The sequence below is a fragment of the Janthinobacterium sp. GW823-FHT01H08 genome (genome assembly GCF_058797855.1).
The window spans coordinates 2,985,751-2,999,313 of record NZ_CM179504.1 but is presented as its reverse complement, the minus strand read 5'-3'; the positions used below and the strand labels follow the sequence as shown (position 1 = coordinate 2,999,313).

Here is a 13,563-nt window from a genome sequence, read left to right as displayed (position 1 = left end):
CGTTAGACTTTCATTGGATTCAAATGGCGCATCAACGCGCTTTGGCGGCAGCTGCGGCTGCCACGACGGCCGGCTTCCATGGCTGCGGCGCGGCGGTGGCGCCCGGCTGCAGGCGTTCCTGGCCTTCGATGACGACGGTGTCGCCCGCCTTCAGGCCGCCGCTGACCACATACTGGTGCTCGACCACGTCGCCCACGGCGATCGGTTTCAGGCTGGCTTTGTTCGTGCCGTCCAGCACCCAGGCCTGCGCCTGGCCGCCGCTGCTGCGCAAGACGGCTTGCTGCGGCAGCAGCACGCCGTTGGCCTGCACGGCGCGGGCGATGCGGGCGCGCACGAACATGCCGGGCAAGAGCTGGCGCTGCGGATTGTCGACCAGCACGCGGATGACGGCGTCGCCCGTGCCCGCATCGACGCTGATGCCCGAGAACAGGATGCGGCCCGTGACGGGATGCGGCTGGCCGTCGGCGCCCAGAATGGTCACGGGCAGCTTATCGGCACCGCCCGTACCCGAGGCTTGCAGCGCGGCCAGCGCGGCGGCCGGCTGGCGCACGTCGACATACACTTTGTCGATCTGCTGGATGCGCGCCATCGGCGCAGCATCGGCCACGCCTACGAGCGCGCCTTCGGTCACCAGTTCGGAACCGATGCGCCCGGCAATCGGCGCCTCGATGCTGGCAAAGGCCAGGTCCAGGCGCCGGCGCGCCAGGGTCGCGCGCGCCTGCGCCACGGTGGCCACGGCTTGCTCGCGCTGGGCCACGGCGTCGTCATACGCCTGGCGGCTGATGGCGTCCGCTTCCACCAGCGGTTTCAGCCTGTCTGCCTGGCTGCTGGCGCGGTTCGCCGTGGCCACCGCGTGCTGCAGGGCGGCGGCGGCCGAATCGACGTCCGCCTGGAATGGCGCGGGGTTCAGCTGGAACAGCTTCTGTCCCGCCGTCACGTCGGCGCCCTGCTCGAACTGGCGGCGCAGCACGATGCCGCCCACCTGCGGGCGGATATCGGCCGTGCGGAAGGCGGCCACCCGGCCCGGCAATTCGTCGCTGAGGACGACGGGCGCCGCCTGCAGCTTGAGCACCGTCACGGCGGCGGGCGGCGCGGCCGCTTCTTCCTGCGCGGGTTTGGAACAGGCGGCAAGGCTGAGCAGTGCCGCGGCGATCAACATGTTTTTCTTGGTGAAGTGGCTCGGATGCATGGTCTTTCTCTATGGCAGATCCCAACCGGCGGTCCGGTCGACAGATAAGCGCAGCATAAAAGGCCAAGGTGGATATTTCGTCAAAGAAATGTGGAGATTCGATGGAGAGAAAGAAGAATGCTAGACTATTTGCATGAACTATCATCACAGCGCCAGCCAGCCCTCTTTTCTTGCCACCACGCCCCCTTCCGCCCTCATCCTGATCGCCGAAGATGAACCGCAAATCGCCCGCATCCTCGCCGGTTATCTGGAGCGCGACGGCTACCGCACGGCCTTCGCCCTCGATGGCCAGGAAGCGCTGCAGCAGCACCTGGCGCTGGCGCCGGACCTGCTGCTGCTCGACGTGCAAATGCCCCGCGTCGACGGCTGGGCCGTGCTGGCCGAAGTGCGGCGGCGCGGCGAGACGCCCGTCATCATGCTCACGGCCCGCGACCAGGATGCCGACAAGCTGGCCGCCCTGCGCGTGGGCGCCGACGATTACATCATCAAGCCCTTCAACCCGGCCGAAGTGGTGGCCCGCGTGGCCGCCGTGCTGCGCCGCTCGCGCGTGCGCCACCACCCGGTGGGCGGCCAGCGCCTGCGCTGCGGCCCCATCGAGATCGACCAGGAAACCTACGTGGCCAGCGTGCTGCGCGACGGCGCGCCCGTGCCCTTGAGCCTGACGTTGACGGAATTTCGCCTGCTGGCGCACCTGGCGCGCACGCCGCGCCGCGTCTGCAGCCGCCTGGAATTGCTGGAGTCGTGCATGCCCGAAAGCAATTCGATGGAACGCACGGTGGACAGCCACGTCAGCAAGCTGCGCAAGAAGCTCGAGGAAGCGGGCGTGATGAACATGCCGGCCAGCCTGCGCGGCGTGGGCTACCGGCTGGAAAGCGACGCCTGATGCGCTTTACAGGCCTGAACCGGCAGATCGTGCTGTCGATGTCCGTGCTGATGGTGTGCAGCATCCTGATCATCTGGATCGGCTCGTGGATCTTCTTCGCCGTCGCCTTCAAGATCGATCCCGGCATGCTGTCCGAGCCCGACGACTGGTCGCCCAGCACCGTCGAATGGCTGTGGATCTTTGCCATCACCATTTTCGGCCTGGGGCTGGCCGCCTTTTTCGCCTTCAAGCTGGCCGCGCGCATCTTAAAACCGATCAATTCCGTGATGGACAGCGTGCGCCGCGTGGCCCACGGCGATCTGTCCGCGCGCGCCTTCGCGGGCGACCGCAGCCTGGGCGAGACGGCCATGCTGGTCGACGACTTCAACAGCATGGCCGAGCGACTGCAGCGGGGCGCCAAGGAAAGCGAAACGTGGAATGCCGCCATCGCGCACGAACTGCGCACGCCCGTGACCATCCTGCGCGGCACCTTGCAGGGCGTCGTCGATGGCGTCTTCAAACCCGAGGAAGTGCCGTTTTCCAGCCTGCTGGCGCAAGTCGAGGATCTGGGCCGCCTGATCGAGGACTTGCGCACCCTGAGCCTGGCCGACAGCGGCCACATGCAGCTGCGCATGGCGTGGACGGACCTGACCCTGGAAATCGAGGAAGTGGGACGCCTGCTGGCGCAGGAAATGGAAGCGGCCGGCTTTACGCTGCAGCTGCACCTGTCCGACCATCCCGTCTGCTGCGACGCGGCGCGCATCCGGCAAATCGTGCTGGCCCTGCTCGACAACGCGCGCCGCTATGCGCATCCGGGCCTGCTGCGCGTGCGCACCCGCGTGCAGGCCGGCCAGTATTACCTGAGCGTCGAGGATGCGGGCCCCGGCATTGCAGAGGAACTGGCGCCGCACGTGTTCGAGGCGTTTCGCCGCGGCGACAGCGACGGCGGCGACCTGAACGCGGGCAGCGGCCTGGGCCTGGCCGTGGTCGAAGCCATCGCGCGCGCGCATGGCGGCAGCGCGGCCTGCACGCGCGGCAAGGCGGGCGGCAGCGTGTTTACCGTCAAGTGGCCGGTCGAGCACGGCGCGCCGCCGGCCGCCGCCTAGGCAAGACCGTCGGCGCGGACCATGTCGACAAAGGCGCGCAGCACGGCAGGCATCTGCCGCCGGCTCGGGTAGTACAGGAAGTAACGGGACGGCGGCGGCAGCCAGCGCTCCAGCACGCGCGCCAGCCGGCCCGCCGCGATATCGGCGCGCGCGTCGGCTTCGTACACATAGGCCAGTCCCGCCCCGTCGCGGGCCGCGCGCAGCATCAGTTCATCGTCATCGAACACCAGCGGCCCGCCGACGGCGATACTGACGGCATCCTCCTCCCGCCCGAACTCCCACGCATACTGGCGCCCGCTGGGAAAGCGCCGGCCTATGCAGGCGTGCGCCAGCAAGTCGCGCGGCGTGCCTGGTGCGCCATGCGCCGCCAGGTAGGCGGGCGCCGCCACCACCACGAACGGCTGCGGCGCGCCCACGGGCACGGCGATCATGTCGGCCGCCACCTGTTCGCCGAAGCGGATGCCCGCGTCAAAACCGTCGCGCACGATATCGATCATGCCGTCATCGGTGACCACTTCGACCTGCACGCGCGGATAGCGGGCGACAAAACCGGCCAGCATGGGCCCCAGCAGCAGCCGGGCGGCCGGACGGGGCACGTTCAGGCGCAGCGTGCCTGCGGGCACGTCCTGCAAGGCGCTCAAGTCTTGCAAGGCATCGTCGATTTCGCGCATGGCCGGCGCCAGCCGCGCCAGCAGCTGCTGCCCCGCCTCGGTCGGCGTGACGCTGCGCGTGGTGCGGTTCAGCAGGCGCACGCCCAGGCGCTCTTCCAGCGCGCGCAATGCATGGCTGAGGGCAGAGGCGGACACGCCCCGCTCCAATGCCGCCTTGCGGAAGCTGCGCAGGCGGGCGACGGCGGCAAAGGCCGTCAATTCGTTGAGGTCAGCCATTGTCGAGGAAAAAATTCATGAGAAAAATTCAGTAATGCATGCAGGATTAGCCATCTTATCGCATGCTGTTGCTTCATCCATACTCCTTGCATCTTTTTTTGAAAGGAAATGACAATGGAACACAGAACACTGGGCAACTCCGGCTTGCGCGTCGCCCCCATCGGCCTGGGCTGCATGGGCATGAGCTTTGCCTACGGCGGCGCCGACGAGGCCGCCTCGCTGCGCGTGCTGCACCGCGCCGTTGAGCTGGGCGTGACCCTGATCGATACGGCCGAAGTGTACGGCCCCTACGCCAACGAGGACTTGGTAGGCCGCGCCCTGAAACAGCTGCGCGGCAAAGTCAGCATCGCTACCAAGTTCGGCTTCAAGATATTGCCGCACGGCCAGGGCGTCGAACGCATGGCCGGCGTCGACAGCCGCCCCGAACATATTCGCCAGGCGGTGGAAGGATCGCTGTCCCGGCTCGGCATCGAGTGCATCGACCTGCTGTACCAGCACCGCGTGGACCCGGCCGTGCCCATCGAAGACGTGGTCGGCGCCATGGCCGAACTGGTGCGTACAGGCAAGGTGCGCCACCTGGGCCTGTCGGAAGTGTCGGCCGCCACCCTGCGCCGCGCCCACGCCGTGCACCCGATTGCGGCCGTGCAGTCCGAATACTCGCTGTGGAGCCGCGACGTGGAAGCGGACGTGCTGCCCGCCTGCCGCGCGCTCGGCATCGGTTTCGTGCCCTACAGCCCGCTGGGCCGGGGCTTCCTGACGGGCCGGCTCGCATCCAGCGCCGCGCTGGCACCAGACGATTACCGCCACAGCCTGCCCCGCTTCCAGCCGCCGGCGATGGCGGCCAACGGACATCTCGTTGCCGAATTGCAGCGCCTGGCGGCGGCGCGCGGCGCCACGGCGGCCCAGCTGGCCCTGGCCTGGCTGCTGGCCCAAGGCACTGACATCGTGCCGATTCCCGGCGCCCGCAGCCTGGCCCACCTGGAAGAGAACGTGGCCGCCGCGCAACTCACCCTGAGCGGCGCCGAGCTGGCCGCCATCGGCGCCGCCATCGCGCCCGCCAGCGTGCAAGGCGCGCGCTACCCGGCAGTGGAGCTGGCCATGGTGGGGCTGTAAAGGGCAAGAGACAGCTCATCTATACAACTCTCTTTGAGGGGCCGCACTTGAAATGGCTGAATCCGCTATCATTTCCAATCTGAACTATTCACTCTGAAAGGGATTCACATGTCCGATTTGCTCGAAACACTGCAATGGCGCTACGCCACCAAGAAAATGGACCCGACGAAAACGGTGCCGCAAGACAAGGTCGAGCGCATTCTGGAAGCCGTGCGCCTGACGGCCAGCTCCAGCGGACTGCATCCTTACGAAGTGTTCGTCGTGACGAATCCGGCCCTGCGCGAGCAGATCAAGCCGCACGCGTGGAACCAGTCGCAAGTGACGGACGCCTCGCACCTGCTGGTGTTTGCCGCCTGGGACAATTACACGGTCGAACGCATCAACGCCCGCTTTGACCTGGTCAACACCGTGCGCGGCTTCAAGAATGAAGGCTGGGAAGCGTACCGCCAGCAGATCCTGGCCACGTATCCGCAGCGCGATGCCGAGACCAACTACCAGCACGCGGCGCGCCAGGCGTATATCGGCGTGGGCACGGCCCTGATCGCCGCGGCGCAGGAAAAAGTCGATTCGACGCCGATGGAAGGTTTTGATCCGGCCAAGGTCGACGAGATCCTGAAGCTGCGCGAAAAAGGCTTGCGCTCCGTCGTCATGCTGCCGCTGGGCTACCGTGCCGACGAAGGCGACTGGCTGGTGGACCTGAAAAAAGTGCGCCCCGCGCGCGAGCAATTCATTACCGAGCTGGCCTAAGCGCCGCGCCAGCGACTGAAAAGCGGATGCCCTCGCCGGCATCCGCTTTTTTTCGTTCAGGCCGCTTGCGGAAAGCGCACCGTCACCTGCAAGCCCCGCCCCGCCTCGCCGTCGGCCAGCGCAATGTCCGCCTGGTGGTGCTCGGCGATGTGGCGCACGATGGACAGGCCCAGGCCGCAGCCCCAGGCGTCGTTGCCGTCGGGCCGGAAGAAGCGGTCGAACAGCCGTGCATGGTGCTGGCTTGGCACGCCGGGGCCGTTGTCGGAGACGCGCAGCAGGGGCCGGCCCTCTTCCAGCGCCGCCTGCAGATCGACCCGGCCGCCCTGCTGCGTGTAGCGCAAGGCGTTGTCGATCAGGTTATTCAGCAAGACCTGCAAGCCGTCGGGATCGGCCTGTACCAGCACCGGGGCCGGCAGCGTTTCCACCACGCCCAGGTCGATCGCGCGGCTGTCGGCCAGCGCGCTGTGGTCGGCCACGGCCGCTTCCAGCAACTGTCCCAGGTCCACCGTGTGCAGCTGGCTGGCCGAGAGCGCCGTTTCATGGCGCGCCAGGCTGAGCAATTGCCGCACCAGGTGCGTGCTGCGGTCCAGCCGTTCATGCAGGCGCGCCAGCGCGACGCGGCGCTCTTCCTCGCTGCCGGCCCGTTCGGCCACCTGCAGCTGCAGTTTCAGCGCCGTCAGCGGCGAGCGCAATTCATGCGCGGCATCGGCGACAAAGGTGCGTTGCGCCGTCAGCGCCGCCTCGAACTGGCCCATCAGGCTGTTCAGCGCCAGCGCCACGGGCCGCAGTTCGGGCGGCATGTCGTCGGCCGCCAGCGGCGTGAGCGCTTCCGGCGAACGGCCGGCCACGGATTCGGCCAGCCGGTGCAGCGGCGCCAGCGCGCGCCCCACGACGGCGACGATCAGCAGCGCCAGGATCAGCGCGAACACCAGCAGGGGCGCGCCGGCGCGCATGGTCATCTGCCAGGCCAGCTGGTCGCGCACGGCCTGCGCCTGCGCCACCTGCACGTAGCGGCCGCGCCGCGTCTCGCCGTACAGGCGCCAGTCCTCGCCGTGCAATGTGACATCGGCAAAGCCGGCCAGCGCATAGCGCGGCAATGCCGGCTTGCCCTGCAGGACGGGCAATGGCTGGCCCTCCTCGTCCCACGCCTGCAGCACGAACGCTTCTTCCGGCTCCTGCGCGGCGGCCAGGCCCGCCTGCGGCTCGAACTCGTCGGGCAAGGCCACGGCCAGCTGGCGCAGCTGCAAATCGGCCAGTTCATTGGTTTCTTCCAGCAGCGAGCGGAACAGCGAAATGCCGGCGCCGAGCACGCACAGCAAGGTGGCGGCCAGCAAGCCGAGCAGTAATTGGCGGCGGATGGTCAGCAAGATGCCACCCGCATCTTGTAGCCCACGCCGCGCACGGTCTGGATGGCGTCCGCGCCCAGCTTCTTGCGCAGCTGGTAGACGTAGACGTCGACGGTATTGCTTTCCACTTCGCAATCCCAGCCGTACAGCTTTTCGCTCAGCTGACGCTTCGACACCACCTTGCCCGGATGGTCGAGCAAGGCGCGCAGCACGGAAAACTCGCGCGGCGGCAGCTTGATCAGTTCGCCCTCGAACGTGACGTCGTGGCTGGCCAGGTCGAGGATCAGCGCGCCATGCTCGATGACGGAGCGCGAACGGCTGACCCGGCGCCGCAGCAATGCGCGGATGCGCGCCAGCAGTTCGTCGAGGTCGAATGGTTTGACCAGGTAATCGTCGGCGCCGCTGTCGAGTCCTTCCACGCGGGCCGGCGTGCCGTCGCGCGCCGTGATGATCAGCACGGGCAACTCGGCGCCCCGCGCGCGCATGGCGCGCAGCACGTCCATGCCCTGCTTGCCGGGCAAGCCCAGGTCCAGCAGCATCAAATCGTAGGCGAAGCCGGCCAGCGCCAGCTCCGCATCGTGGCCGTCGCGCACCCAGTCCACGGCATAGCACTCGCCGCGCAAGCCCTCGACCAGGCTTTCCCCGATCATCGGATCGTCTTCCACCAGCAACACGCGCACCTGGTCCCCTCGCAGTCTTGAAAATACCGCTATCTTAACGTGGCTGGGGAAAGTGGGCTTGCGCCAGTCGAAGTCTCACAGGCTCCGCGGACTGCGGGCTGCGTCATGTCCGGGTGCGCATCGCGCAGGCCGGGATGTGATGTGATGATCGTGGACGAACGGTTCGGCGCTGCCAGGCATGCCTTTCGACACGGGCCTGGCAGGCCTGCGACAGGCCATGGCGGATGCAGGCCCTGTGCGGGTGCGGCAGGACGCTTACTGCGCCAGGTAGCGTTCCGAACGCGGGCCGTACAGCAAGCCGTTCGGCACGCCGGCCGACAGCAGGCGCGCATTCGCCGTGCCGGCGATAGGATGGCTGGCATCGGTGCTGGTGTTGATGATCTGCTTGACCGCTGCCGTCACCAGGGCGCCGATCAGGCCGCCGCCACCGCTGTTGTTGCCTTCATTGCTCGATGCGCTGGCAGCGCCCTGCCACAGCAAGGCACCCGTCTTCAGGTCGACCAGCTTGGCATCGACCGCCACCACCGTCACGCTGTCGATCACGGCGTACGTCGTGCCGTATTTGGAAATCGTCACGTACAGGCCCGCATCGGCGCCAAAGATCTCGTTGAGCTTCTTGGCATCGACGCCGTGGATATCGGCCGCGTTCGTCAAGCCGTTCTGCTTGAAGGTTTCACCGACCACGGCCACCGGCAGCACGTAGTAGCCCGCTTCGGCCAGCGGATAGGTCACTTGCGCGTAGACGCTGTTGCCGGCATTGACTTCCGGCGAGTTGTTCAACGGCGGCAAGACCACGATGGAACGGGGCTTGGCCGCCTTGAAGGCGGTGTAATCGTATGCCGCCTGCTTGGTGGCGCAACCGACCATGAAGATGGCGGGACCCAGGCACAGGGCCATTTTCAACATGCGCGACATCATAATTTCTCGCCTTTTTTCAATTTACCCAACAGGAAGTCCATGTACGGCGTCGATTCCGGGAACAGTTTTTTCTCGTCTTCGAACTGCGCGGCGACCTGCTCCGGCTTGCCAGCGATCGAGTACAGCATGCCCAGGTGGGCGTGGAAGCCCGGCGGCGCATGATTACCCTTCGCAGCGATCACTTGCAGGTCTTTTTCCATGGCGGCCATCTGCTGCTCCGGGCTTTCGCCCTTCAGGTATTCGTACACTTGCGGCTGGTAGCCTTCCCATTGGTACAGGGTCTTCGATTGCGTGGCGCAACCGGTCAGGGCGGCACAGGCGAGCATGGCCAGCAGGGCTGCGCCCTTGTTCATCATTGTTGTCATGGGTTACCTTATTGTTTGCGCAATGCGCCCGCTTCGACGCCGGCCACCAGGCGCTCGACCGCTTCGCGCATGGCCAGGTCCAGGACTTTGCCGTTGAGGGTGGCGTCATAGCTGGCGGTGCCGCCAAAACCCAGCACTTCGCGGTTCGACAGGCTGTATTCGCCGGCGCCGCCGGCCGAGTACACGACTTCCGAGGTGGCGATATTGACGACGTTCAAGGTGACCTTGGCATATGCCACTTGTGTCTTGCCGCGGCCCATGATGCCGAACAATTGCTTGTCGCCCACTTCCTTGCGGCCGAATTCGGTCACGTCGCCCGTCACGACAAAGTCCGCGCCCTTGATGTTCTGGCCCTGCTTCTTGAAGTCAGCTTCCTGCTTGAGCTCGGCCATATTGTCGCGGTCGAGGACGTTGAAGCGGTTGGATGTTTGCAGGTGTGCAATCAGAATTGTCTTCGACTGGCTGCCCAGACGATCGACACCATCGGAAAAGATGCCGCGCATGAAGTTGGAGCGGTTGTCGAACTTGCCGACAGCGATCAGCGTGCGGGGACCGACGTAAGGTCGGGCCGCGCTGGCGACTGTGGGAACAGCCAGGGCTTGCGACGATTCGGAAGCGCAGCCAGCCAACGCCGCACCAATCAGCGCTGCCATCAACAACGCGCCAGGTTTATTCTTGTTCATAGTGCCCTTAAGATATGGAGGATCAGGAGCAACCCGCAAAATTGAATTTTGGCAAGTTAATTTCCTAATTGCAATTATATGAGATTGCATGTCTCACAATTCTCTCCAAAAGTAACGATGACAGAATTTGCATTGTTGACTGCCATGACAGGCGCGGCCCTGCTTGACTTCCAGGCTCCTGTTCATTAACTTGGCAGTAAAAAAGCGTGTCGTCAGCGCCACAGCCGCTGTCCCGCACAGACCTTGCCCGCCGATTGCCCCCGCCCGGCGCCCACTCCACGCTCTCACATAAACGGGTATTGAGGCCATGCCGACACACGATCCTTCCCCGTCCCATCCGCTGGCCACGGCGCTGGCGCTGTCGCTGGGCGCCGCAGTCGCCCTGGGCCTGTCGCGCTTTTCCTATGGCTTGCTGCTGCCGCCCATGCGTGACGATCTGGGCTGGTCCTACCTGCTGGCCGGGGCCATGAACACCTTCAATGCGCTCGGCTATTTTCTCGGCGCCCTGGCCACGCCGGCGCTGATGCGCCGCCTGGGCGTGTGGCGCCTGCTGATCGCCGGTTCCGTGCTGGCCAGCGTCTTCATGCTGATGTCGGGCCTGGTCAGCGATACGGCCGCCCTGTTCCTGCAGCGCGTGTGTGCGGGCGTGGCCAGCGCCTTCATTTTCATCGCCGGCGGCGTGCTGGCGGCGCGGCTCGGTTCCATGCACAGCCAGCGCGCCGGCTTCTACATCGGTTTGTACTACGGCGGCACGGGCTTCGGCATCGCGCTGTCGGCCCTGCTGGTGCCGGCGGCATTGGCCGCCGCGCAAGACCACGGCGCCGCGCATGCCTGGCAATGGCCATGGCTGGCCCTGGGACTCGCCTGCCTGGCCGCCACCGCCCTCATGGCCCTGCCAGCCAAAACGATCGGCGAAACGCCGCGTGCCGTCGACACACCGCGGCGTTTCGCCTGGCGCGACTTTTCTCCCAGCCTGGCCGGCTATTTCATGTTTGGCGTCGGCTACATCGGCTACATGACTTTCGTCATCGCCCTGCTCAAGCAGCAAGGCATGCGTGCCAACTTGATCACCGTGTTCTATACGGTATTGGGCCTGGCGGTGGTGGCCTCGTCGCGCATCTGGGCGCGCATGCTCGACCGCTACAAGGGCGGCGAATCGCTGGCGATATTAAATGGCGTGCTGGGCGCAGTCACCATCCTGCCCGCGCTGACGAGCTTTGTGCCCGTCGTCTTCCTCTCCGGCCTCGTCTTCGGCGCCGTGTTCCTGTCGGTGGTGGCGTCGACCACGGCCCTCGTGCGGCACAACCTGCCGCAACAATCCTGGACGGCCGGCATCAGCGCCTACACGACCGTGTTCGCGCTGGGCCAGATCGCCGGCCCCATCGTGGTCGGCTGGATCGCCGACGGCCCGGCCGGACTGGAGCGGGGCTTGATCGCCTCGGCCATCGCCCTCTTCATCGGTGCAGCGCTGGCTGCGCGGCAAAAGGCGCTGGTGCCAGCCGCATAGTAGACTGCAAGCCTGGCCCAACCTCACAGAAAGCACACGATGACCGCCGATGCTCGAAAACTCCCGCCAACGATGGATGCCGAAACCCTGGCATTCATCCAGAGCCTGTTCGCCCTCGTGCGCGAAGGCGATACGCAGCAACTGGGCCCCATGCTTGCCCAGGGCGTCCCGGTCAACTTCCGCAACGAAAAAGGCGACAGCCTGATCATGCTGGCCAGCTACCATGGCCACCTGGAAACGTCGCGCCTGCTGCTCACAGCGGGCGCCGACGCCAACGTCCCCAACGACCAGAGCCAGACGCCGCTGGCCGGCGTGGCCTACAAGGGCTATCTGGAGATCGCCGAACTGCTGCTCCAGCATGGCGCGCATGTGGAAGGCGCCAGCCCGGACGGCAAGACACCGTTGATGATGGCCGCCATGTTCAACCGCCTCGCCATCCTCGACCTGCTGCTGCAACACGGCGCCCGCATCGACGCCGTGGACAGCCGCGGCATGACTGCCATTTCACTGGCCAAGAGCATGAATGCGCAGGAAACGCTGGCACGCCTGGCCAACTTGGGGCAGACGACCTGAATACGGCGGCTTGAGGTGCCCCGGTGTTGCGGCACCCAGGATCAGTAACAATTTCACGAACGGAATGAGGCTTCGCCATTTCGACGAAACCTCACCATACCGATGAAAAGTCACCTATCGATTATCGTAACGAACCTTCTTTAAATAAGTTCGCCTCATAACCCAGATCCATAGAGAATTTACCGGCATCAACATTTACCGTGAATTCGCAACGTGTCCATGCAGGCTGATTATTACTGACCATGAATTGCTGATGTTCACCAACCAAATCAAGAAGTTTCTGAGTCTCCAAATCACTGATGGAGAAATTGCTTTCGGCGACTCCGTTATTTGAATAAAACTCAAATCGACCAACATCACCTTCAGGAGAAATGACTGCAATCATCAAAATTATTTTTGCATCTCCCGGAGCGATATTATATAAATATTTCCCAACTTCTTTAGATATTTCAATATCTTTCGATTCCATTCTTTATCCTTTATCTTGATTTTCAAAAAAATACGGAACGGGGGCAGGTCCGCCATTCCGACATAGCCTCAGCCATACCAATATCCAAACCTCGGTGCAATCTCAGTGCCAATACGCCTAGTTCAGATACCGTCTACGCATGACGCGACCACTACGACTTGAATACGCCAGTGCGCTTTACTACCTTACTTCGCGCGGCGACCGAAGTGGCACCATTACCGAGACGATACTGATCGCCTCGCCTGGCAAAAAGTACTAACACTGGTGTGTGAGCGGCACCATTTTCTCGTGCACGACTTTTTCAGATGAGCAATCATTATCATCTGCTCGTTGAAACGGTCGAGGCGAATCTGCCGCAGGGCATGGGCCGACTGAACGGCTTATATAACCGGTATTTCAATCGGCGCCACCAGCTTGTCGGGCACGTATTGCAAGTCCGCTACAAAGCCATCTTGGTGCAGCAAGAAAATTATCTGTTGGAATTGGCCCGCTACATCGTCTTGAATCCAGTCCGGGCGCACATGGTTGCATCACCCGACGACTGGTACTGGAGCAGCCATCACTACGTTTTGGACGAAGCAGTGTCTCCATGCTGGTTGACACGGGACTGGCTCTTGGGCCAATTTGGCACCACGCGCGACGAGGCGATCGCCAACTATTCTCGGTTTGTCGCGGCCGGTATGGGTGAAACTAGTCCGCTCGCCCACACCTGCCACCAAGTGCTACTGGGCGATGACGCCTTCGTTTCGGCACATCAGCAATCGCAGCGGTCCAATGCATTCAAAGATGCGCCATGGCAGCAGCGCCGCGCAGTCACACTGTCACTCGCTCAATATCAGGCCCGCTATAGCGACAGAGACGAGGCAATGGCACGCGCTTATCTGTCTACCGCTTTTACCATGTCCCATATCGCCGCCGCTTTTCACGTCTCGAGCAAGACAGTCAGTCGGGCCGTATCGGCATTTAATAAGGCGCAACTTGCCCAAAAAAGAGATGGACAAAGCTGAGATCGTGTACAAATAGCGGACCTGACCCCGGCCGTGTGCGCTCTCGCTAAAGCTAAGATCGTGTACAAATGGCGGACCTGCGCGCCCTACAGGCATTATTAAATATGACAA

General features: G+C 64.3%; 15 protein-coding genes. 7 read left to right on the top strand and 8 right to left on the bottom strand.

Translation table 11 applies throughout. From position 1 onward, the window contains the following. Positions 1-31 precede the first annotated feature (31 nt). A complete protein-coding gene (locus AC3RCG_RS13455) occupies positions 32-1,189 on the bottom strand; it encodes an efflux RND transporter periplasmic adaptor subunit (protein ID WP_492401666.1) in 1,158 nt (385 codons plus the stop codon). Positions 1,190-1,322: 133 nt separating this feature from the next. On the opposite strand from AC3RCG_RS13455, the gene AC3RCG_RS13450 reads away from it, so the two are divergent. Further along, positions 1,323-2,072, top strand: a complete 750-nt coding sequence (locus tag AC3RCG_RS13450) for a response regulator (RefSeq protein WP_121669237.1) — start codon at positions 1,323-1,325, stop codon at positions 2,070-2,072. Further along, positions 2,072-3,157 carry an ATP-binding protein gene (locus tag AC3RCG_RS13445; RefSeq protein WP_492401668.1) on the top strand — a complete coding sequence of 362 codons (1,086 nt, stop codon included), beginning with the start codon at positions 2,072-2,074 and terminating at the stop codon, positions 3,155-3,157. The genes AC3RCG_RS13450 and AC3RCG_RS13445 overlap by 1 nt, the downstream gene beginning before the upstream one ends. Here the strand turns inward: AC3RCG_RS13445 and AC3RCG_RS13440 are convergent. Then, entirely contained in the window at positions 3,154-4,044 is an 891-nt protein-coding gene (locus AC3RCG_RS13440; protein WP_492401669.1) for a LysR family transcriptional regulator, read from the bottom strand. The genes AC3RCG_RS13445 and AC3RCG_RS13440 overlap by 4 nt on opposite strands. A gap of 114 nt (positions 4,045-4,158) precedes the next feature. On the opposite strand from AC3RCG_RS13440, the gene AC3RCG_RS13435 reads away from it, so the two are divergent. Together AC3RCG_RS13435 and AC3RCG_RS13430 are read left to right on the top strand one after the other, a co-directional pair. Beyond that, positions 4,159-5,157, top strand: a complete 999-nt coding sequence (locus AC3RCG_RS13435) for an aldo/keto reductase (protein ID WP_492401670.1) — start codon at positions 4,159-4,161, stop codon at positions 5,155-5,157. A gap of 108 nt (positions 5,158-5,265) precedes the next feature. Continuing rightward, the gene (locus AC3RCG_RS13430) at positions 5,266-5,904 is read left to right on the top strand and encodes an NAD(P)H-dependent oxidoreductase (RefSeq protein ID WP_070221495.1); all 639 of its coding nucleotides are present in this window, start codon (positions 5,266-5,268) and stop codon (positions 5,902-5,904) included. Between the two features lie 56 nt (positions 5,905-5,960). On the opposite strand, the gene AC3RCG_RS13425 is transcribed toward AC3RCG_RS13430, so the two are convergent. From AC3RCG_RS13425 to AC3RCG_RS13405, 5 genes are all read right to left on the bottom strand, one after another. Further along, complete coding sequence (locus AC3RCG_RS13425; protein ID WP_492401672.1) at positions 5,961-7,271, bottom strand: ATP-binding protein; 1,311 nt, start codon at positions 7,269-7,271, stop codon at positions 5,961-5,963. Then, positions 7,265-7,930: a response regulator transcription factor gene (locus AC3RCG_RS13420; RefSeq protein WP_070288051.1), complete on the bottom strand. Its 666-nt coding sequence runs from the start codon at positions 7,928-7,930 to the stop codon at positions 7,265-7,267. Before AC3RCG_RS13420 ends, AC3RCG_RS13425 begins: the two co-directional genes overlap by 7 nt. 255 nt (positions 7,931-8,185) lie before the next feature. Continuing rightward, complete coding sequence (locus tag AC3RCG_RS13415) at positions 8,186-8,848, bottom strand: DUF799 domain-containing protein (RefSeq protein WP_070221498.1); 663 nt, start codon at positions 8,846-8,848, stop codon at positions 8,186-8,188. Then, entirely contained in the window at positions 8,845-9,204 is a 360-nt protein-coding gene (locus tag AC3RCG_RS13410; RefSeq protein WP_205602385.1) for a DUF4810 domain-containing protein, read from the bottom strand. The genes AC3RCG_RS13415 and AC3RCG_RS13410 overlap by 4 nt, the downstream gene beginning before the upstream one ends. 17 nt (positions 9,205-9,221) lie before the next feature. Beyond that, complete coding sequence (locus AC3RCG_RS13405; RefSeq protein ID WP_070313143.1) at positions 9,222-9,896, bottom strand: CsgG/HfaB family protein; 675 nt, start codon at positions 9,894-9,896, stop codon at positions 9,222-9,224. A gap of 307 nt (positions 9,897-10,203) precedes the next feature. On the opposite strand from AC3RCG_RS13405, the gene AC3RCG_RS13400 reads away from it, so the two are divergent. After that, positions 10,204-11,403 (top strand): YbfB/YjiJ family MFS transporter, encoded by a 1,200-nt coding sequence (locus AC3RCG_RS13400; RefSeq protein WP_492401674.1) that lies wholly within the window; start codon positions 10,204-10,206, stop codon positions 11,401-11,403. Positions 11,404-11,475: 72 nt separating this feature from the next. Beyond that, positions 11,476-11,976 carry an ankyrin repeat domain-containing protein gene (locus AC3RCG_RS13395; RefSeq protein ID WP_492401676.1) on the top strand — a complete coding sequence of 167 codons (501 nt, stop codon included), beginning with the start codon at positions 11,476-11,478 and terminating at the stop codon, positions 11,974-11,976. Positions 11,977-12,097: 121 nt separating this feature from the next. Here AC3RCG_RS13395 and AC3RCG_RS13390 read toward each other — a convergent pair whose 3' ends face one another. Further along, positions 12,098-12,445: a hypothetical protein gene (locus AC3RCG_RS13390; protein WP_492401677.1), complete on the bottom strand. Its 348-nt coding sequence runs from the start codon at positions 12,443-12,445 to the stop codon at positions 12,098-12,100. Between the two features lie 305 nt (positions 12,446-12,750). On the opposite strand from AC3RCG_RS13390, the gene AC3RCG_RS13385 reads away from it, so the two are divergent. After that, positions 12,751-13,452 carry a transposase gene (locus tag AC3RCG_RS13385; protein ID WP_492401678.1) on the top strand — a complete coding sequence of 234 codons (702 nt, stop codon included), beginning with the start codon at positions 12,751-12,753 and terminating at the stop codon, positions 13,450-13,452. The last annotated feature ends 111 nt before the right edge of the window (positions 13,453-13,563 follow it).